At 68.3% G+C, this 19,245-nt stretch carries 20 protein-coding genes; 9 read left to right on the top strand and 11 right to left on the bottom strand.

Features of this window, described 5'->3' with window-relative positions:
* Positions 1 to 49: 49 nt before the first annotated feature.
* From efeB to efeU, 3 genes are read right to left on the bottom strand one after another with little or no spacing between them, the layout of a single operon-like run.
* Positions 50 to 1,357: an iron uptake transporter deferrochelatase/peroxidase subunit gene (gene efeB / locus ASG12_RS16005; protein WP_055791686.1), complete on the bottom strand. Its 1,308-nt coding sequence runs from the start codon at positions 1,355 to 1,357 to the stop codon at positions 50 to 52.
* Positions 1,354 to 2,583 carry an iron uptake system protein EfeO gene (efeO, locus tag ASG12_RS16000; protein WP_055791682.1) on the bottom strand — a complete coding sequence of 410 codons (1,230 nt, stop codon included), beginning with the start codon at positions 2,581 to 2,583 and terminating at the stop codon, positions 1,354 to 1,356. The genes efeB and efeO overlap by 4 nt, the downstream gene beginning before the upstream one ends.
* 5 nt (positions 2,584 to 2,588) lie before the next feature.
* On the bottom strand, positions 2,589 to 3,473 hold the full coding sequence (gene efeU / locus ASG12_RS15995) for an iron uptake transporter permease EfeU (protein ID WP_055791678.1): 885 nt from the start codon (positions 3,471 to 3,473) through the stop codon (positions 2,589 to 2,591).
* A gap of 140 nt (positions 3,474 to 3,613) precedes the next feature.
* Here efeU and ASG12_RS15990 point away from each other — a divergent pair, with 140 nt between their 5' ends.
* From ASG12_RS15990 to ASG12_RS15970, 5 genes are all read left to right on the top strand, one after another.
* A complete protein-coding gene (locus ASG12_RS15990; protein ID WP_055791676.1) occupies positions 3,614 to 4,411 on the top strand; it encodes a lytic transglycosylase domain-containing protein in 798 nt (265 codons plus the stop codon).
* Positions 4,412 to 4,570: 159 nt separating this feature from the next.
* Positions 4,571 to 5,857, top strand: a complete 1,287-nt coding sequence (eno, locus tag ASG12_RS15985; RefSeq protein ID WP_045822009.1) for a phosphopyruvate hydratase — start codon at positions 4,571 to 4,573, stop codon at positions 5,855 to 5,857.
* A 172-nt stretch (positions 5,858 to 6,029) separates the two neighbouring features.
* Positions 6,030 to 6,530 carry an FtsB family cell division protein gene (locus ASG12_RS21760; protein WP_235457157.1) on the top strand — a complete coding sequence of 167 codons (501 nt, stop codon included), beginning with the start codon at positions 6,030 to 6,032 and terminating at the stop codon, positions 6,528 to 6,530.
* 13 nt (positions 6,531 to 6,543) lie between these two features.
* Positions 6,544 to 7,095: a DUF501 domain-containing protein gene (locus tag ASG12_RS15975; RefSeq protein ID WP_055791672.1), complete on the top strand. Its 552-nt coding sequence runs from the start codon at positions 6,544 to 6,546 to the stop codon at positions 7,093 to 7,095.
* Positions 7,092 to 8,039, top strand: a complete 948-nt coding sequence (locus tag ASG12_RS15970; protein WP_055791669.1) for a Ppx/GppA phosphatase family protein — start codon at positions 7,092 to 7,094, stop codon at positions 8,037 to 8,039. Before ASG12_RS15975 ends, ASG12_RS15970 begins: the two co-directional genes overlap by 4 nt.
* A 7-nt stretch (positions 8,040 to 8,046) precedes the next feature.
* On the opposite strand, the gene ASG12_RS15965 is transcribed toward ASG12_RS15970, so the two are convergent.
* The 5 genes from ASG12_RS15965 to ASG12_RS15945 all read right to left on the bottom strand — a co-directional run bounded on the left by ASG12_RS15965 (position 8,047) and on the right by ASG12_RS15945 (position 12,769).
* Complete coding sequence (locus ASG12_RS15965) at positions 8,047 to 8,571, bottom strand: DUF4395 domain-containing protein (protein ID WP_055791666.1); 525 nt, start codon at positions 8,569 to 8,571, stop codon at positions 8,047 to 8,049.
* A gap of 93 nt (positions 8,572 to 8,664) precedes the next feature.
* Positions 8,665 to 10,104, bottom strand: coding sequence for a DHA2 family efflux MFS transporter permease subunit (locus tag ASG12_RS15960; RefSeq protein WP_055791664.1), 1,440 nt, complete (start codon positions 10,102 to 10,104; stop codon positions 8,665 to 8,667).
* A 66-nt stretch (positions 10,105 to 10,170) separates the two neighbouring features.
* The gene (locus ASG12_RS15955) at positions 10,171 to 10,440 is read right to left on the bottom strand and encodes a hypothetical protein (protein WP_055792201.1); all 270 of its coding nucleotides are present in this window, start codon (positions 10,438 to 10,440) and stop codon (positions 10,171 to 10,173) included.
* Between the two features lie 39 nt (positions 10,441 to 10,479).
* Positions 10,480 to 11,658 (bottom strand): fatty acid desaturase family protein, encoded by a 1,179-nt coding sequence (locus ASG12_RS15950; RefSeq protein WP_055791661.1) that lies wholly within the window; start codon positions 11,656 to 11,658, stop codon positions 10,480 to 10,482.
* Positions 11,659 to 11,671: 13 nt separating this feature from the next.
* Positions 11,672 to 12,769, bottom strand: a complete 1,098-nt coding sequence (locus ASG12_RS15945) for a ferredoxin reductase (RefSeq protein ID WP_055791658.1) — start codon at positions 12,767 to 12,769, stop codon at positions 11,672 to 11,674.
* 218 nt (positions 12,770 to 12,987) lie between these two features.
* On the opposite strand from ASG12_RS15945, the gene ASG12_RS15940 reads away from it, so the two are divergent.
* Both ASG12_RS15940 and ASG12_RS15935 read left to right on the top strand, forming a co-directional pair.
* Positions 12,988 to 13,716: a TetR family transcriptional regulator gene (locus ASG12_RS15940; RefSeq protein ID WP_235457155.1), complete on the top strand. Its 729-nt coding sequence runs from the start codon at positions 12,988 to 12,990 to the stop codon at positions 13,714 to 13,716.
* A gap of 41 nt (positions 13,717 to 13,757) precedes the next feature.
* The gene (locus ASG12_RS15935; RefSeq protein ID WP_055791655.1) at positions 13,758 to 14,324 is read left to right on the top strand and encodes a hypothetical protein; all 567 of its coding nucleotides are present in this window, start codon (positions 13,758 to 13,760) and stop codon (positions 14,322 to 14,324) included.
* 148 nt (positions 14,325 to 14,472) lie between these two features.
* On the opposite strand, the gene ASG12_RS15930 is transcribed toward ASG12_RS15935, so the two are convergent.
* Together ASG12_RS15930 and ASG12_RS15925 are read right to left on the bottom strand one after the other, a co-directional pair.
* Entirely contained in the window at positions 14,473 to 15,210 is a 738-nt protein-coding gene (locus tag ASG12_RS15930) for a trypsin-like serine peptidase (RefSeq protein WP_055791652.1), read from the bottom strand.
* A 39-nt stretch (positions 15,211 to 15,249) separates the two neighbouring features.
* A complete protein-coding gene (locus ASG12_RS15925; RefSeq protein WP_235457153.1) occupies positions 15,250 to 16,845 on the bottom strand; it encodes an esterase-like activity of phytase family protein in 1,596 nt (531 codons plus the stop codon).
* A gap of 106 nt (positions 16,846 to 16,951) precedes the next feature.
* Here ASG12_RS15925 and ASG12_RS15920 point away from each other — a divergent pair, with 106 nt between their 5' ends.
* A complete protein-coding gene (locus tag ASG12_RS15920) occupies positions 16,952 to 17,797 on the top strand; it encodes a hypothetical protein (protein WP_055791649.1) in 846 nt (281 codons plus the stop codon).
* Between the two features lie 21 nt (positions 17,798 to 17,818).
* Here ASG12_RS15920 and ASG12_RS15915 read toward each other — a convergent pair whose 3' ends face one another.
* Complete coding sequence (locus ASG12_RS15915; protein ID WP_055791646.1) at positions 17,819 to 18,559, bottom strand: SIMPL domain-containing protein; 741 nt, start codon at positions 18,557 to 18,559, stop codon at positions 17,819 to 17,821.
* 109 nt (positions 18,560 to 18,668) lie between these two features.
* Between ASG12_RS15915 and ASG12_RS15910 the strand changes: the two genes are divergently transcribed.
* Entirely contained in the window at positions 18,669 to 19,244 is a 576-nt protein-coding gene (locus ASG12_RS15910) for a TetR/AcrR family transcriptional regulator (protein WP_082502061.1), read from the top strand.
* Position 19,245: the final 1 nt, after the last annotated feature.

Raw genomic sequence — 19,245 nt, 5'->3', positions numbered from 1 at the left:
CGCAATCGGATGCGATTGTTCTCGCTCAGCGAGAACCATCGCATCGGATTCAGGTGAAGAGGTGCTGTCCCCACCACTCGCCGGGCTTCAACCCGGGCGGGCACGCGAACAGTGCGCTGCCGTTGTGCGACAGGTACTCCATCATCGCGTCCTTGGACGCGAGTTGTCGCTGCATGGGGACGAACTGGGCCCCGGGATCGCGGCAGTAGGCGATGAAGAACAGGCCGGCGTCGAGGTGACCGAAACCGTCGGAGCCGTCGGTGAAGTTGTAGCCACGGCGCAGGATCTGGACGCCGTTCAGGTTGTCCGGGTGCGCGAGTCGGACGTGGGCGTCGCGGGCGATGGTCGGTCCGTCGGAGGTCGCGACCGCGAAGTTCGGGGTGTCGTCCTCGTGCGTCATGCCCAGCGGCGCGCCGACGCCCTTGGTGCGTCCGATGATGGCCTCCTGCTCGGAGAGGTTCGCGCGGTCCCAGGGCTCGATGTCCATGCGGATACGGCGCGCGACGAGGTAGCTGCCGCCGGTCATCCACTGGGCCGAGGCCGGGTTGTCGGCCGGATCGACCCACACCCACCGGTCGAGGACGTCGGTCTGCTCGGCGCGGATGTTCGCGGTGCCGTCCTTGAACCCGAACATGTTCCGCGGGGTCTGCTGGTTGGCGGTGGTCGTCGAGGTACGACCGAAGCCGAGCTGGGACCACCTCACGCTCACCACGCCGAAACCGAGACGGGCGAGGTTGCGGATGGCGTGCACCGCCACCTGCGGATCGTTGGCACACGCCTGCACACAGATGTCGCCGTGGCTGCGTGACGGCTCGATCGCATCCTTGGCGAACCCCGGAAGATCATTCAGCGCAGCGGGTTTGCGGTCCCCGATGCCGAAGCGATCGGCGCGCGACGGGTCCGATGCGCTGGGTCCGAACAGGCCGGGGCCGAAACCGACGGTCAACGTCAGCGCCGAGGCCTCGAGCCCGAGCGCCTCGCCGGTGTCGGCGGGAGGGTTGTACTCGCCGTGGTCGACGGCACCGCCGTCGACGGTCTCCTGCCCCTTGGTCATCCGCTCGGCCGCCGCGGTCCAGCGCTTGAGCATGTCGATCAGCTCGTCGCGCGAGTCGGTGATCACATCGAACGAGGCGAAATGGAGTCGGTCCTGGGCCTCGGTGATGATGCCGGCCTGTCGGGTGCCGCGGAACGCCACCACATCCGACGACGACGAGTCGCTCTCGGCGAGACGGGCGCCGGTGACACCCGCGGCGGCCGCGACCACCACTCCCGCACCCGTCGCACCGAACAGCGTGCGACGGGAGAACCGCCGAGACGACGTCGGTGGTTCGGGAGTGGGAGCGGTGGGTTCGGTCACTGACCCAGCACCAACCCCGGAACCTGGCTCAGCGACTGCGACAGGGCATCGATCTGATCCGACAACGACTTCCGCTTCTCGGCCGGCACGGTGTCGTAGGAGACGTAGCCGTCGCCGGAGCGGAACGAGTTGATGTCGTTGCGGATGGTCTGGAACTGCGCGGTGATCTTGTCCATCAGCGCGGGGTTCTTCGCCGAGATGACCGGCTGCAGATCGGCGATGAGGGTCTCCGAGCCGTCGATGTTGGCAGCGAAGTCGAACAGGTCGGTGTGGGAGTAGCGATCCTCCTCACCGCCGACCTTGGTCGCCGCGATCTCGTCGACGAGGGCCTGCGGACCCTTCACGAACGACTGTGTCTCGAAGGTGAAGTCGGGCTTGGCGACCTCGGTCACGAGACGACCCACGTCGGTGTTCAGCTGCGCGGCGACCTTGTCGATCGCGTCCTTGGAGTCGGCGGTGCGGCTGTTGGCCAGGTCGGCGGCGGCGACGTCGCTGCCCTGCTCGCCGACATCGGACTGCTGCGGCGGCCACAGGAAACGCTCGAGACGGTGGAAGCCGGTGAACGGCTCGGTGCCGTCGGCGGTGTCGTCCCACCGCATGTCGATGGCGGGATCGAGGTCGGGGAACGACTCGGCCACCGGCTCGATGCGCTCGTAGAAGGTGCGGGTGAGCCCGAACTGCGCGCGCGCGGCGTCGAGGTCGCCCGCGATGATCGCGTCGGTGAACGACTTCGTCTGCGCCTGCAGCCCGTTGAGCTGGCCACGGACGTACGTGAGGTAGGTCTGCTTGGCGGTCTCGACACTGGCCGGCGCCTGCGACTTCTCCTTCTTCTCGCCCGAGACGGTGAGGTCCTTGCGGATCCCGTCGCCGACCATGCCCGGCTTGCAGGCGACCTGGTAGGTGGCGGGGTCGACGATCTCGACGGTGAGCTTGCCGGTGAGACCGGGACCGATGTTCTCGACCTCACCCAGCACACGGTTGTTGTTGCCGTAGACGTAGAACTCGGTGACCTTGTCGCCGTTGTTGTTCACGGTGAAGTCGACGTTGCCGGTCTGCGCCTCCGACGTCGACAGGTCGCACGAGCTGTCGGTGGAGGTGACGGCGATCGTCTTCTCCGACGACGTCGCCTTCTCGGTGCAGGCGGTGAGGAGCAGTGGTGCCGCCAGCGCCGCGCAAGCGGCGGTGGTCGTGATGAGCCTGGATGTCACCGGGTTCCCTTTCAGCATCCGGCTCACTGTGCGGCCGGGGTCTCGACGCGCGCAGCAGGTGTGGTGGCCGTGGACTGGCCGGTGCTGCGACGCGGGCGGAAGAACAGGGTCATCACGACGGCGAGGTAGGCGACCCACGCGACGACCTGGAGCACTGTGGGCTCCGGAGTGAAGTTGAAGATGCCACCGAGAAGCGTTCCGTACCACGACGACTGGTCGTACACCGAGGAGATGTCGAACGCACGATCGGACAGTCCGGGGAGCCAACCGACGGTCTGCACGGCGTGGATCCCGTAGGCCAGGATCCCGGCCGCGACGACGATGAGGAACGCACCGGTGTAGGTGAAGAACTTCTGCAGGTTGATCTTCACGGTGCCGAAGTAGAGGCCGACGGTGATGCCCACCGCGATGAGGACGCCGATGAGCAGCCCGACCAGCGGCCAGCTGCTGCCCGAGGTGTTCTCGGCGTAACCGACCATCAGCAGTGCCGTCTCGATGCCCTCGCGGCCGACGGCGAGGAACGCCAGGGCGAGGACGGCGGGTGCGCCGAGTTCGAGTGCGCGGCCCATCCCCGCCTTCAGATCGCCCGAGATGTGCGCGGCGGCCCCGCGCATCCACAGCACCATCAGCGTGACGATGACGACGGCGACCAGCGAGGCGACGCCGGCGACCGCCTCGGCGGCCAGCCCGGAGATGGTGGAGGTGCCGTAGTGGATCCCCGCGAAGACCGCGAAGACCATGGCGACCGCGGCTGCCACGCCGATCCACACCCACCGCAGCGCGTCACGCCGGTCTGATTTCACGAGGAACGCGACCAGGATCATCACGACGATCCCGGTCTCGAGGCCCTCGCGGACGCCGATCAGTCCACTACCGAACAGCTGGGTCACCACGGAGGGGGAGTTCATGTGGCGTGATCCTTCGGAGTCGGACGACCTGGCCGGGGCTCAGCTAAGGCTGTGCAACGTTCGGTAAGGCTAACTTCGGCAGAGTACCCCGCTCGGCGTGGGAACGATAAATGACGCCGAGCAGTTGAGACGCTGGACCGATGAACAGAAAGGGGTCGACCGTGCGCAGGTCAGTGCGATCACCGCGGACGGTCGGCGCGCGCCGTCGAACTCGCACGCTCGCACCGCTGGTGGTGGCGCCGCTCGTGGCGGTGATGGCGAGCGCGTGCATCGACCTCCCGGGACGGGAGTCGGTACCGATCCCCGAAGGTGTCCCACCCGGCCCGGGTGCCGCCGTCCCCTACCTCGACATCAACGCCCCCGGCCGCACGGCCGATCGTCTCGAGGCCTGGGCGCAGCCGATCGCCTCCTCGACCGGCATCCCGCTGACCTCGATGGAGGCCTACGGCAACGCCGCGGAGATCCAACGACAACAGCACCCCGAATGCGGTCTGGCCTGGACCACCCTGGCCGGGGTGGCCGGCGTGGAGAGCAAGCACGGGACCTACCGGGGCTCGACGGTCGCGGCGAACGGGGACGTGCGCCCACCCATCCGAGGTGTGCTGCTCGACGGGACCGCGGGCAACGCGAAGATCGCCGACACCGACGGCGGCACCCTCGACGGCGACAGCACCCTCGACCGCGCGATGGGACCGTTCCAGTTCATCCCCGAGACGTGGAAGCGCTACGGCGTCGACGCGAACGGTGACGGGGTCGCGAGCCCCGACAACATCGACGACGCGGCGTTGTCGGCGGCGCGGTACCTGTGTGTCTCCGGTGGCGACCTGACCACGCCGCAGGGGTGGGAGAAGGCGGTCATGGTCTACAACAACTCGATGAAATACGTCCTCGACGTCCGCGATCACGCCAACGCCTACTCGGTCGACGTCGCCTTCTAGCCATCGGTGCGGCCGTCCGCGGCCGAGTCGGTCGTCGGCGCGGGCGAGTCAGACGCCGGTCGACGGGGTGCTTGGCATTAGTCTTTGACCCGAACATGGCGTTCGGTGACCGACACCCGGTCTCACCGACGCCGTCGAGCGACGACGAAGGGGCGCCACGTGGCCACGATCGATCAGGTGGGAGCGCGAGAGATCCTCGACTCCCGGGGAAATCCGACCGTCGAGGTCGAGGTGGTCCTCGACGACGGGACCTTCACCCGCGCCGCGGTGCCCTCGGGCGCCTCCACCGGTGAGCACGAGGCCGTCGAGCTGCGCGACGGCGGCGACCGCTACGGCGGCAAGGGCGTCACCAAGGCCGTCGAGTCCGTCCTCGGCGAGATCGCCCCCGCGGTCATCGGCATCGAGGCCGACGACCAGCGTGTCGTCGACCAGGCTCTGCTCGATCTCGACGGCACCGCGGACAAGTCGCGCCTCGGCGCCAATGCCCTTCTCGGTGTGTCGCTCGCGGTCGCCAAGGGCGCCGCTGAGTCGGCAGGCCTGCCGCTGTTCCGCTACGTCGGTGGACCCAACGCCCACATCCTCCCCGTGCCGATGATGAACATCATCAACGGTGGCGCCCACGCCGACAGCGGCGTCGACGTGCAGGAGTTCATGATCGCCCCCGTCGGTGCACCGACGTTCAAGGAAGCGCTGCGCTGGGGCGCGGAGGTCTACCACGCGCTGAAGTCGGTGCTGAAGGACAAGGGCCTCTCGACCGGTCTCGGCGACGAGGGCGGCTTCGCCCCCGACCTCGCGGGCACCAAGGCCGCGCTCGACCTCATCCTCGAGGCCATCGGCAAGACCGGGCTGACCCCCGGTCGCGACATCGCGCTCGCGCTCGACGTCGCCGCGACCGAGTTCTACACCGCGGGAACCGGTTACGCGTTCGAGAAGGAGACCAAGACCGCGGCCGAGATGTCGGCGTTCTACGCCGAGCTCGTGGCGTCGTACCCGCTCGTCTCGATCGAGGACCCGCTCGACGAGAACGACTGGGACGGGTGGGTGTCGCTGACGGAGTCGATCGGCGACAAGGTGCAGCTCGTCGGCGACGACCTGTTCGTGACCAACCCCGAGCGCCTCGAGGACGGCATCAACAAGGGTGCCGCCAACGCGTTGCTGGTGAAGGTGAACCAGATCGGCACTCTCACCGAGACCCTCGACGCCGTCGCGCTCGCGCACAACAACGGCTACAAGACGATGATGAGCCACCGTTCCGGCGAGACCGAGGACACCACCATCGCCGACCTCGCCGTCGCGTGCAGCTGCGGCCAGATCAAGACCGGTGCCCCGGCGCGCAGCGAGCGCGTCGCGAAGTACAACCAGCTTCTCCGTATCGAGGAGGGCCTGGGCGACGCCGCCCGCTACGCAGGCGATCTGGCGTTCCCGCGCTTCTCGTTCGAGGGCTGAGCAGGAGGACTCGGACCGTGACGGGCTACGACCGATGACCGGGCGCAACGATCGACGGGGGCGGGGGCGCGGTTCTGCGCGCCCGACCCCGACACGTCGCGCCGACGGTCGTCGTGCGAGCGGCTCGCGTACGGACCGGGCACGCACCGAGTCACGTCGTGCCGACACCCCGGTGACGCCGGATCCACTCGACACGGCGGCCTCGGTCGACGACGACCTCGACACCTCGCCCCGACGCGAGACCGGGCGGGACGTCGGCTCGACGGCCGTCGTCGACGATCGTCCGCGTCGACGTCTGGTGCGCGGCATGAGTCCGAAACGTGCGGTGCTGCTCGCGATGGTGGTGAGCGTCGTCGCGCTGACGCTCGCGGTGCCGTTGCGGACGTACTTCTCGCAGCAGTCGGAATCGGACCAGCTCGCCGGCGCCAACACCTCGCTGCGCACCGAGGTCTCGGAGCTGCAGTCGAAGGTCGACGAGCAGAACGATCCCGCGTACATCCAGGCCCAGGCCCGCGATCGCCTCCAGTTCGTGATGCCCGGTGACAAGGCCGTCGTCATGCAGTTCCCGACACCGCCCGCGAAGTCCGACGAGGAGAAGCGGGCCGAGCGTCGTGCCGGCAACGCCTGGTACACCAACCTCCTGGACTCGGTGTCCACGCCGGTCGACCGGTGAGGACAGACCGGGAGTGACCGATCAGGCCCACCGGCAGCCCTCTCCGGAGGATCTCGCCGCGGTCGCCGCGCAACTCGGGCGCGAGCCGCGCGGTGTGCTGGAGATCAGCTACCGCACGCCCGACGGCGCCCCCGCGGTGGTGAAGACCGCGCCGCGGCTGCCCGACGGCACGCCGTTCCCGACCTTGTTCTACCTGACCGACCCGCGGCTGACCGCCGAGGCGAGCCGACTGGAGTCGGCAGGGGTGATGCGGTCGATGTCGCAGCGGCTGCTGACCGACTCCGCGCTCGCGGCGCGATACCGCGACGCCCACCTGTCGTATCTCGCCGAGCGTGACGAGATCGAGTCGCTGGGAACCGATTTCACCGGTGGTGGCATGCCCGATCGGGTCAAGTGCCTGCACGTGCTCATCGCGCATTCGCTGGCAAAGGGCCCGGGTGCGAACCCCCTCGGCGACGAGGCGGTGGCGCTCGCGGCCGAATCATCCTTGCGCGGAACAGCGTTGCCGGCCTACTGGCCCCGGGCCGCCGACTTCCCCGATCTCGATGTGGAGGGCTCGTCGTGAGTACCGTCGCCGCCGTCGACTGCGGCACCAACTCGATCCGACTGCTCATCTCCCGGCGCGACGACGACGGCGTCCTGGTCGACGTCCACCGCGAGATGCGCGTGGTGCGGCTCGGCGAGGGTGTCGACGCGACCGGCGAGTTCACGACCGGCGCCCTGGCTCGTACGCGCGCGGCGTTGGCCGACTACGTGACGGTGATGGAGGCCAACGGTGTCACGGCGGTGCGGATGGTCGCCACGTCGGCAACCCGCGACGCGGGCAACCGTGACGAGTTCTTCGCCATGACCCGCGAATTGCTGGGACGGGTGTCGGACGGTGCGGTGGCTGAGGTGATCAGCGGTGACGAAGAGGCGCGGTTGTCGTTCGCCGGCGCCGTCGGTGAGTTCGACCCGGCGCACGGCCCGTTCGTGGTGACCGACCTCGGTGGCGGATCGACCGAGGTGGTCCTCGGCGAGGCCGGCTCGGGTGTGTCGGCGGCGTTCTCGACGAACATCGGGTGCGTGCGGCTCACCGAGCGGGTGTTGCATTCCGATCCGCCGACCGCCGACGAGGTCTCCCGGGCGCGCGATACCGCGGCGACCGAACTCGCCCGTGCCTTCGCCGTGGTGCCGGTCGATCAGGCGCGCACCTGGGTGGGCGTGGCCGGCACGATGACGACGCTGGCGGCACTCGCTCTCGATCTGCCCACCTACGACGCCGAACGCATCCACCGATCACGGATCCCGCTGGCTGTTCTGACCGAGGTGTGCGAGCGGCTGGTGTCGATGACCCGCGAGGATCGCGCCGCGCTGGGTCCGATGCACCCGGGCCGTGTCGACGTGATCGGCGGGGGCTCGCTGGTGACGCTCGAACTCGCGCGGGTGCTCGCCGAGCGTGCGGGGATCACCGAACTCGTGGTGAGTGAGCACGACATCCTCGACGGGATCGCGCTCTCGATCACGTAGAGGTGGGTCAGGCCGGTGAGCGCAGCGAGATGTTGTTGCAGGCCTCGCACACGCTCTCGGGGATGACGCCGCGGCGCTGCAGGAAGCCGAAGATGATGCAGCCGAGGCAGATCCCGGCCGCCGACTCGAGCAGTGCGGCGATCACCACGAGCCCGACGGTGATCTGGGCGGCCAGGTCGAAGCCGAGCAGACTCAGGACGAGAGCGACGCCGGTGATGGTGAGGCCGATCGCCTGGGCGAAGCGCTTGGGCGGACCGGGGACCATCTTGGTGAGGCCCAGCCGGGGCACGATCACGCGGACCGACAGTTGCCCGAAGGGCGACAGGGTCGGGCCGGAGATGACGCGCAGCAGGAATCCCGCCGCCAGCACGGCGTAGAGGATCGGGTTGTCGACGACGATCGTCACGATCGCGAGCACCACGACCAGTGCCGCCGTGGAGCGTGCGGCGTACTCGTTGACCGGATTCGGGAAGGTCAACGCGGCCGGACGCCGCCGTGCGGCGGACTCGGTGGGGACAGTCTGATTCGACACGTGGCCGACACTAATGCGGCCGTCCACCCCGGGCAATCGTTGACGCCACGCTGGGCCGATGTCCGACGGTGGGAATAGATGTGGGGGTACGTCTCAGGCGATCGCCGGCTCGGCGTCCTCGGTGTCCAGTGACGCCAGGTGCTCTTTCACGACGTCGAGGCGGGGGAGCAGTGCCGCCGATGCCGCGGCCAGGGCGTAGCCGATGATCGGCACCCAGGCGGCGAGGCTCAGCGCGTGCAGCAGCTCGGGCTGGCTGTAGCGGCCCGCGGCATCGAAGAAGATGACGCCGGTGACCGCGACGCCGAGAGCGCCGCCCACCTGCTGGAACGTGCCGAGGACGCCCGACGCCGCACCGGAGTCACGGGTGTCGACCGTCGCCAGCGCGATGTCGAGCAGCGGCACCAACATGACCGTGAGCCCGATCCCGGCGATCGCCATCGGGATCACCGAGTCCCACGCCGAATACGAGGTGCCCTCGCTCCGGAGGACCTGGATGGTCCATGCGGTGCCGATCGTGATCAGCACCCCGCCGACCGCGGGGAGGATCCGGCCGAGACGCGAGACGAGTGCGGCCGCGACCCCGGCGGCGAGCATCGCGCCGAGACTGAACGGCAGCGTGAGTGCGCCCGAGGCGATGGCGGAGAACCCGAGACCGGTCTGCACGTAGAGGGCGAGGATGAGGAAGAACGAGGTGATCGATCCCTGGAACAGGAACTGGATCGCGATGCCGCCGGTGAACCCGCGATCGGTGAACAGACGCAGCGGCATCATCGCGCCGTCGGCGTCGTGGCGGCGTTCGTTCAGCACGAAGGCCAACAGCACCACCGGCGACAGCGCCATCAGCACGAACGACCACACCGGCCATCCGAGCTGGCGTCCCTCCACCAACGGGTAGACCAGCAGCAGGATGCCGCCCACCGCGAGGAGCACGCCCAGCGGGTCGAGCGGAGATGGGCGCTCCGCCTTGGTGTTCGGGACGAAGGCGATCGCGGCGATGGCGATGACGATGCCGACGGGGACGTTGATGAAGAAGATGGCGCGCCATCCGCCGCCGAACGGGTTGCTGGTGACCAGCCACCCGCCGAGGACGGGGCCGATGACCGCGGCCAACGCCGTGATGACGCCGATGATCGCGAAGATCGGCGCGCGCTCACGCGGTTTGTAGAGCGCCTGCACGCTGGCCAGCACCTGCGGGACCATCAGGCCGGCGAACAGGCCCTGACCGACACGGGAACCGACGAGTGTCTCGCCGTTCTGGGCCAGCGACGCGGTGAGGGACGCCAAGGTGAAGCCGACGATGCCGACGATGAACACCCGTTGCCGACCGTAGCGATCACCGAGGCGGCCGGCGGTGATCAGAACCCCGGCGAACGCCAGCACGTATCCGCCGATGAGCCACTCGAGCTGGGAGGGACTGGCGTCGAGGTCGTCGCGGATCGCGGGCAGCGCGACGTTGACGATGGTGACGTCCATCAGATCCATGAACATCGCGAAGGTGAGGACCGCGATGGCCAGGCCGCGGAGGCGGGTCATCGCGCGCAACCGATCAGGTGTGTGTGCACCCGCAGAGAGTAGCGAGCGGGTCGGACAATTGCCCGATCAGTTCTTCTCGCGCTTGGCCCAGAAGTCGCGGCCGGGGTGGTCCTCGGGGTCGATGGGCGAGTCGATCTCGGGCAGATCGCCCTCGTCGATCTCGGCCTTCTTCGCCGCCTCACGCATCTCGACGCCGTCGGCGACGAGATCCCCGATCTCTCGGGTGATCTCGACGACGGCGCCGGTGATGATGGTGGCGATACGGCCGACGTGGGTGGCGGTGGACTCGACGGCGGTCTGCAGCAGATCCTTGTTGCGTTCGAACCGTCCGACCATCGTCACCGCCTCCTCACGTCGTCGCCGCGCCGCGACCTCTCAGGCCACGTCCTGCTTCTGCCGGTCGACCTTAACACTGAACTCGACGTCGTCGGAGACCATCGAATTGGGCAGCGACAGCTTCGCGATCTTCTTCCAGGTCGACCCGATCTGGTGGCTGAAAGTACCTGTGTTGTAGGGCAACCCGTACTTCTCGCAGATCGCCTGCACCTCGGGCGCCATCTCCGGGTAGCGGTTGGCCGGGATGTCGGGGAACAGGTGGTGCTCGATCTGGTGCGAGAGGTTGCCGCTCATGATGTGGAACAGCGGGCTGCCGGTGATGTTGGCCGAGCCGAGCATCTGGCGCAGGTACCACTGACCCTTCGTCTCGTTCTCGCATTCCTCCGGCGTGAAGGTCTGCACACCCGACGGGAAGTGGCCGCAGAAGATGATGGAGAACGTCCACAGGTTGCGCACCAGGTTCGCGGTCACGTTGCCCGCGAGGGTCAGCGGGAACAGCGGGCCGGTGAGAGCCGGGTACACCACGTAGTCCTTGAGCACCTGCTTGCTCGCCTTGCGCCACATGCCCTTCACGAGGCCCTTGACGTCGGACCACTTGCGCGTGCCCGCGCGGATGTTCTCGACCTCGAGATCGTGGAGCATGACGCCCCACTCGAAACCGACCATGAGGGCGGTCGCGTAGGCGAGGTTGCCCAGGTAGTAGGGGTTCCACTCCTGGTCGCGGTCCATCCGGAGGATGCCGTAGCCGATGTCGCGGTCCTCACCCAGGATGTTGGTGAAGGTGTGGTGCATGTAGTTGTGGCTGTGGCGCCACTGGTCCGAGGGGCACACGGTGTCCCACTCGAACTCACGCGAGTTCAGCGACGGCTCACGCATCCAGTCGTACTGACCGTGCATGACGTTGTGGCCGATCTCCATGTTGTCGAGGATCTTCGACACGCTCAGGGCGGCCACGCCGGCGATCCAGGCCGGCGGGAACCATCCGAGGTAGGCCAGACCACGCCCGGCGACCTCGAACCCGCGCTGCGCCTTGATGATCTTGTAGATGTACTCGCGGTCGCGCTCACCGAGATCGGCGACGACGCGCGCACGCAGCTCGTCGAGTTCGCGACCGAGCTCCTCGACCTCCTCGTAGCTCAGGACGAGCTGGTTGGGGTCGGTCGCATCGGTGTCGGTGGTGTCGTTCTCGATGGTGGTGGGCAGTTGCATGATCGTCATGGTCAGTCCTCTCTCAGATGTCGATCTCGACGTCGCCGACCGGCGCGGAGATACAGAGTTGGATGTGCTTGTCGGATTCGGTGTCCATCTCGCCGGTGAGCACGTTGCGCGTGCATCCCGACTTCTTCGGCGCGGTGCACGAGAAGCAGATCCCCATGCGGCAACCGAACTCCGGGGTCAACCCGGCGGCCTCGGCCTGTTCGAGAATGGTGCGACCGTCGTTGTCGGACTCGGTCTTCGACGACGCGAAGCGCAGCGTGCCGCTCACCGGCTCGTCGGGATCGGGGGCGAAGGATGCCGGCGCGGTGAACGCCTCGCTGTGGACCCGATCGCCCAGACCGCGGGCGTCGAAGAACTCGCGTGCCGCGTCCATGAGTCCCGCAGGGCCGCAGACGAACACCTCGATGTCGGTCAGGTCGGGCACGAGATCGCTCAGGTGCTCGTCGGTGAGGTGACCGCTGTGACGGGCGCCGTCGACCGATTCGCGGGTGTGGATGGTGTGCACGGCGACGGTGTCGTGGAGCCGGTCGAGATCGATGAGCTCATCGGCGTATGCGACGTCATCGGGCGAGGCGGCGTAGTGGATGAAGGTCATCCGGCCGGTGTGTCGCTCGGCGACGAGCGTGCGCATCATCGAGAGAACAGGTGTGACCCCACTTCCGCCGCTGATGAACACCGCGTTGCGGGGGCGCTGTTCGGGGAGCACGAAGTCTCCGGTCGCGGGGGTGAGACCGACAACGTCACCGACCTTCGCGTGATCGCGCAGGTGCTTGGAGACGAAGCCGTCGTCGTGGGCGGTGATCGTGAGCTCGACCCGACCGTCGCGACCGCTCTCGGCGTTCGCCGGCGAGAAGCATCGGGTGTGGCGCACGCCGTTGATGACGGTGCTCAGCTGGATGTACTGACCTGCGCGGAAGCCGGTCCACTGGCGTGTGGGGGCCAGCACGAGGGTGACGGCGCGCGAGGTGGGTCGGCGGACCTCGACGACCTTCGCGCGGAGGTCGCTCCAGGTGATCATCGGGTCGACGAGTTCGAGATATCGGTCGACGGGGTGGGGTGCGAGCGCGGCCTCGATCACGGAGCCGAACAACGCGGGGAAGCGTTCGAACATCGGTGCCTCCTGCGGGGATGGGAGTGTGTGGGGTACAGCGGCGGGCCGAACACTTTCGGTGAACACTTGTACACCGATAGTGTGCCACTCGGTGGTGGTGGGCGGTCAAGAGCGGGGGCTGGTCGGGGCCGTCACACACCCATCCGACGTGTGATGCAGTTCACTCCCGGCGGCCACGTCGGGCGTGAGGACGCGCTACTTCTGCCTAGACTTGCCGGGTGCCGCGTCCCGTAGATGACCTGTCGACGCGGGCGTCCCGGGGTTCGCGGACGTCCGGCGCGTCTCGGTCGTCGAGTCGTGCGGCCGCGGTCGACGCCACCGAGAGCCGCTCGGCGCGGAAGAGCAGAACACGCTCGGCTCTGCTCGACGAGACCCTGGACCTGGTCGCCGACCGCAGCTTCTCGAGCCTCAGCCTGCGTGAGGTGGCCAAGGCCGCGGGAATCGTGCCCACTGCCTTCTATCGCCATTTCGCCTCGATGGAGGACCTCGGGGTGACGCTCGTCGAGGATTCGATGCGCGTGCTGCGCACCATGCTGCGCGAAGGGCGTCGCGACCTCGCTGCCCGCGACGCCGTCCCCACCGCGCAGAGTTCGCTGGCCATCCTGGTGCAGCAGGTCCGCGACAACGAGGCACAGTTCCGCTTCCTCGTCCGCGAACAGCACGGCGGGGTCGCCGAGATCCGGCGCGCGATCGACACCGAGCTCCGATTGTTCGTCAAGGAACTCGCGATCGATCTCTCCCGCATCCCCGAGATGGCCCGCTGGGGCGCCGAGGATCTCGAACTCGCGGCCGATCTCATGGTCAACGTGATGCTGCACGCCGTCGCCGAGCTGATCGAGGCCAGCCGTCGCGATCCGGTCGCCGACCGGGAACTGCTCGAGCGCACGCAGCGCAAACTGATCATGGTCATCCTCGGCATGCGTTCCTGGCGCACCGACGGGACCTGATCGGCCCTGTTCCCGGGCCGATCACCTTAGGATCAGCAACCATGACCGACGATGTGCCCGAGCCACCCCGGCGGCCCAATCCCTCACGCGGCGCGCTCGTTCTGGTCGGGATTCTCGCGCTGGCGTTCGTGATCGGTCTCGCCGCGGTCATCGGCTACCTGGTGCTCGGCCGGTCGAGCACCGCCGGGACGTTCCCCACGGGTGCTCCCGCCACGTCGGTCACCACCACCGCGACCTCAGACGGCGCGCCGGCCCCCTCCTCGCCGCCCCTGTCGTCCTCGTCCTCGTCGTCGCGATCGCGCTCCGCGCCGTCGCGAACACCGGCCACCACGGCGTCAGGGGCACCGAACGGGTCGACGCCCTGTCCCATCCGCTACGCCCGCACCGGCCTCTACCGGGCGTCGTCGGTGGGGAGTTCGGCCACGACATGTGGTTTCGCCGAAGAGGTACGGATCGCCTACGCGCGCACCGGTCGGCCCGGACAGTTGCCGCGGCCCGTCTCCGCGACCAGTCCCGAGACCGGGGAGACCATCCGGATGATTTGTGCCGCAGAGGGGCCCACGGTCACCTGCACCGGTGGCGACGACGCTGTCGTCTACTTGTACTGAGTTTCGGCACAGTCGGCGGGGATCTTCGGCACGCTCGGCGGAGGTCCCGGATGACGCCGCCGAGCGTGCCGAAAGGTGGCGCCGAGCGTGCCGAAACTGCGCACCGACCGTGCCGAAACCGACCCCCGACCGTGCCGATCGGCGGGTGTCAGCAGTCGTCCGGGACCGTCGAGGGCGGGGTGTCGCCGGGTCCCTTGCGTTCCGCGCGCGCGATGAGCGCGGGCAGACCGTCGGAGAGTATCGGCGAGTGCGAGATGAAACTGACGCAGCCACCCTGGTGGAAGCCGCCGACGATCCCGATGATCGACCGTTTCACCAGCCACGGCGAGCCGCTCGTCCCGTCGACGAGGCCGCGGCAGGTGATGGTCGGCGCCCCGCGCGCGATGCGGGTCGATCCGCGGCATCCGACCGGTGAGTCGCCGCTGCCCGCGCCGTACCCGATCACCCGTACCCCGACGCCGGCGCGAAACGGGATGAAGGAGAAACCGCGACCGGTGGCGGCCTCGAGGGATCGCCGATGCTTCCCCGACGACGGGGCGACGCGCAGTACCGCGAAGTCGTGGTTGTCGTCCTGGCTCGCGATCCATGCCGGGTCGAGGTAGATCGCGGTGACCGACCATGACCCGAACGGTTCTCGGCCCGCGGCATAACCGGGCACCACGTGCAGTGGTGCGGTGATCGCCGAGACGCAGTGGGCGGCGGTCAGCATCAGGTCGCCGGTGGTGGAGTGGATCGATTCGGCGGTGCAGGTGTGTCGGTCGGTGTCACCGACGAACACCGCGGCGACTCGTCGATTGGGGGAGAGGTCGGTCGAGGTCGATGTGACCGACCCGCCCACGAGAAGCGCGACGGCGATGATCGCCACGGCGATCACGATGCGTCGCATCTCGCCATCGTAGAGACTTCGCGGCTCTCGCCGCGGGGGTCACCGCACGGTGACCGAGATGTCGGTGTTTCGTGTCGTGGCGGGCAGTTTCGTGGTGTCGACGACGAGGATCTCGCCGGAATCCTGGAGCCCGTTTGCCAGGGTCTTCGATTCGAGGGTGAACGGTGGTGTGGTGGAGGCGAGTCCGGCGAGCCCGAAGTCGCTGTCGTTCGAGATCGCCAGGCGCCTGCCGCCGTCGAGTGCCGCCACGCCCTCGACCTTGTCGTGGCCGAAGAAGCCGCCCGAGGGGTCGAGTCCGGTGACGAGACCGCCGAGGTCGACGTCGAGTGTCCTGCCTGCCGTGGCGATGCCCATCGATCGCAGGCGCGCGACGGCGTCGGTGTCGGTCGTGACACCGACCGCGGTCTCGATGGGACGATTGTCCACCAGCAGTCCACCGGCGTCGGGGGCGTAGCGACTTCCCGCCACACGTGAGCGGGGCCCGACATCGGTCGCGCCGGAGATGTCGGCGATCCAGAGCTTCTTGTCGGCCCCGGGTTCGAGCTTGCCGTCGCGTTCGTCGACGATGAAGCGCGTCGCGCTGAGGGCGGTGATCTCCGAGACCGCGACCTTTGTCTTCTGCGGGTTCGCCAGGGGGAAGAGGTACTCCGACACCGCGCGCGAGCGGAGGTCGACTGTGACGATGCGTGCCACCGGAACCGATTTCGCCGATCCCGACAGTCCCGGTGTCCTGAGCGCCGACTGCATGATGCCGACAAGGGTGGTGCCGTCCGGTGTGACCGTGAGGCCCTCCATGCCCTGATTCGGTGTGCGCAGCGACAATTCGCGGGGCAGTGATCCGTCGAAGGGGGACAGGCGATCCAGTTCCCGGCCGGTGGCGTCGACGTGCACGATGAACGGCCCGTATTCGTCGGAGACCCAGAAGGTCCCGTCGGGTAGCGCCACGAGGCCCTCGGTGTCGAGGCCGTGATCGGACGCCGGCAGCACCGCACCCGTGAGATCGACGAGGGTCTCGCCGGTGGTGGCCTGGGGATCGACCAGGCCGTTGAGGGGCTGACCGTCGGTGCCCTTCAGGGTGATCGTCGAGACGAGTTCGGCGCGACCGTCGAGGAGACGGAAGCGACCGATGGCGGGATGGAACTCGGGCAGCGGCAACACCTTCTCGCTGTCGGTGCGCCCGTCGACGTTCGGGCCGCGGTCGGTGAGGCCGTAGAACTCGGTCGTGCTGCCGGGGACGGCGGTCAACGCCGAACCGTAGGCGCTCCCGCCGATCGGCACCCCACCGATGGTGGTCAGCGGCGCGACGTCGGAGGGATACAGCGACACCGCGTCGGACGTGGTGGCCGAGATGGTGTCGGTGCCCGAGTACCCGGCCGCCGGCGTGTAGGTGATGCCGCCGTTCGCGGCGGGCCGGATCGTCCCGTGGGCCGGCTGCGCGTAGCGCACAGGCGTCGCACCGCCTGTGGCTGCGAGCACCTGGGCCGCCGTGAAGGTGGTCGGCTGTGCCTTCGTGGCGATCAGACCGTTCGCGGACGTGTCCTTCGAGTCCGAGGAACACGCACTGACCGCGACGATCCCGGCGATGGCAACGACCACCATGGTCTTGCGGAACAGTGTCTTTCGGTCCGTGTGCATCGCGAAGGCGTACCAAGGCAGGGCGACGGTCGGGTGACGAGACGGTGAACGGCCGGCGAGCGTGACGACCACCGGACGTTCATGAGCGCGGCTTAGGTTCTCGGCCATGATCCGACACCGCCTGCGCGTTCTGCTCATCTCCGCGTCCCTGGCCGTCTCGTTCGGCGCTGCGACCGCGACGGCCCACGCCGACGCGAACGCCGTCCCCGACTACGAGGTGAAGCTGGATTTCCTCGCCTCCGCGATCGACGGTTCGGGTGTGCCGACGTCTGCGGTGCGATCGGCGTTCGGTCTGTCGGCCACCGCTTCGACGCGGTCGTACGAGTACTTCGACACCGGCTCGCGCGCGCTGAAGGGTCAGGGGTGGAGTGTGCGGCTGCGCCACAAGAGCGGCAAAGACCTGGAGTTGAACTACAAGAAGCGTTTCGACGTCACGAACGGGAATGTGAACGCCGCACTCACCACCGCCAATTCGGCCGGTTTCGACTCGTCCGACACCAACTACGACGCTCAGGTCGACTGGGGCTATGCGCAGCAGGAGCTCAGTTTCAGCAACGACAAGTCGTCGAGCGCGTCGAAGTACTCCGGCACCACGCTGCCCGGGGAATCGACCGCGCGAGCGCTGTTGGTGTCGAACATCCCGGGCAAACTCGACGACTGGACGGCGAAGAACTGGGGGACCGACCGGCTCACGGAGTCCGCGGCCCACGGCCCGGTGACCACGAAGGTCTACAGCGGATCGTGGCAGGGCACCGCACCGAGCATCGAGGTGCTGGCGGTGCCCGCGGCGTCGGGGTCGGGGACGCAGACGGTGATCGAGTTCTCGTTCACCGTCGACACCCAGTCGGAGGCGTCGAACCTAAGGTCGCAGGCGATCTCGATCGCCGACGGCAAGGGGTGGCTCTACCACGGCGACATCCTCAAGACCGATCTGATCCTCGACCGCCTCTGACGGCGGTCGCACCTCGCGGGCTCAGTTCAGCGCCCACTTCACGTTCACCGAGACACTCACCGTCTGCTGACCGGGCTCGATGGGGACGGCCAGGCTCTGCGCGCTTCGGGAGGAGTCGGCGGTCGGCGACTCCTGTCCGCTGACGTTCTCACTGATCGAGAGCACCTTGCCGAGGTCGCTTCCCGAGAGCTTCGCGTACTCCTCCGCCCGCTTCTTCGCGTCGGCGAAGGCGCGAGACCGTGCGTCGGAGAGCAGCTTCGAGTTGTCGTCGACCCGGAACGACACCCCGGAGAGCCGGGCCGCGTTGCCACCGGCCGAGACGGCGTCGCCGAGAACGGTCGATGCCTTCGACAGGTCACGCACCGTCACGCGCAGGGTGTTGGTGGCCTGGTAGCCCGAGATGGTGTTGGTTCCACCCGGGAGGGCGCCGGAGTACTGCGGTGTGATCGACACCTGTTGGGTCTGCACGTCGGCGCGGTTGACGCCCGCCGACACCACGGCGTTCGTCACGGTGGTGATCGCGGCATTGGAGGCCTCGATCGCGGCGGTCACGTCGCCGGCCTGCGTCTCCACCCCGATCTGCGCGGTGAGGGTGTCGGGGGCACCTTCCACCTCGCCGGTGCCGCTCACGCTGACCGCGGGCGGACCGTCGGACGGCGACGTGGACGCGGGGGAGTCGCTGCCGCAGCCTGCGGTGAGGCCCAGGGCGAGGACGGCGGTCGCGCCGACCACGACGCGGCGGAACGATCGGTGAGTCTGCACCGGATCAGTGTCGCCGATGCCGGCGAGCCCGTCCCGTGAAGTCGGTGAATCGAGGCGATTGCGGGTCTGATCTATTTACGGGACTCTCGGTAGCGTATATGGTTCCACCATGTCTTCCGGTCGGGGCCGTCCACGTTCGGCGGCGGTGGATGCCGCCGTCGCCAGGGCAGTGCTCGCTGCGCTGTCAGAACGCGGCTATCGCGCGATGACTGTCGACGGCATCGCGCAGAGCGCGGGCGTGGCCAAGTCCGCGATCTACCGGCGGTGGCCGTCGAAAGCGGAGATGGTGTTCGCCCTGGTCATCCACGGATCGGACATCAGTGCACCCGAGGACCGGGGGAACCTTCGCGAGGACGTCACTGCGATGGTCGAACGGATCGTGGAATTGCTCGCAGCGCCCGCGGTGCGCGGCGCGCTCCCGGAGATCCTGGCTGATCTGCGGTCCGACCCCACGGTGGCCGAGCGCTTCCGCGTCTCGATGATCGAGCCCGAACGCGCATTGATCGCCACCGTGGTCGATCGGGCCCGAGCACGGGGCGAGGTGCGCGACGACGTCGACGTCCTCGACGTGCACGCCCACGTGCTCGGGATGGTGTTCGCATGGATCTACCTGATCGACGATCGCTCGACGAGCGAACTGACGGCTCGGACCATCCGGTCCGTGATCTCGCACCTGGAGAGATGAA

The sequence above is a fragment of the Williamsia sp. Leaf354 genome (genome assembly GCF_001424365.1).
GTDB lineage: Bacteria > Actinomycetota > Actinomycetes > Mycobacteriales > Mycobacteriaceae > Williamsia_A.
Note: the sequence above shows the minus strand (reverse complement) of the source record. Positions and strands in the feature narration are given on the sequence as shown.

Coding starts and splice junctions, on each gene's coding strand:
- efeO (WP_055791682.1), bottom strand. CDS start 2,583: ATGCTGAAAGGGAACCCGGTGACATCCAGGCTCATCACGACCACCGCC.
- efeU (WP_055791678.1), bottom strand. CDS start 3,473: ATGAACTCCCCCTCCGTGGTGACCCAGCTGTTCGGTAGTGGACTGATC.
- ASG12_RS15990 (WP_055791676.1), top strand. CDS start 3,614: ATGAACAGAAAGGGGTCGACCGTGCGCAGGTCAGTGCGATCACCGCGG.
- ASG12_RS15960 (WP_055791664.1), bottom strand. CDS start 10,104: ATGACCCGCCTCCGCGGCCTGGCCATCGCGGTCCTCACCTTCGCGATG.
- ASG12_RS15955 (WP_055792201.1), bottom strand. CDS start 10,440: ATGGTCGGACGGTTCGAACGCAACAAGGATCTGCTGCAGACCGCCGTC.
- ASG12_RS15950 (WP_055791661.1), bottom strand. CDS start 11,658: ATGACGATCATGCAACTGCCCACCACCATCGAGAACGACACCACCGAC.
- ASG12_RS15945 (WP_055791658.1), bottom strand. CDS start 12,769: ATGTTCGAACGCTTCCCCGCGTTGTTCGGCTCCGTGATCGAGGCCGCG.
- ASG12_RS15935 (WP_055791655.1), top strand. CDS start 13,758: ATGACCGACGATGTGCCCGAGCCACCCCGGCGGCCCAATCCCTCACGC.
- ASG12_RS15930 (WP_055791652.1), bottom strand. CDS start 15,210: ATGCGACGCATCGTGATCGCCGTGGCGATCATCGCCGTCGCGCTTCTC.
- ASG12_RS15925 (WP_235457153.1), bottom strand. CDS start 16,845: ATGCACACGGACCGAAAGACACTGTTCCGCAAGACCATGGTGGTCGTT.
- ASG12_RS15920 (WP_055791649.1), top strand. CDS start 16,952: ATGATCCGACACCGCCTGCGCGTTCTGCTCATCTCCGCGTCCCTGGCC.
- ASG12_RS15910 (WP_082502061.1), top strand. CDS start 18,669: ATGTCTTCCGGTCGGGGCCGTCCACGTTCGGCGGCGGTGGATGCCGCC.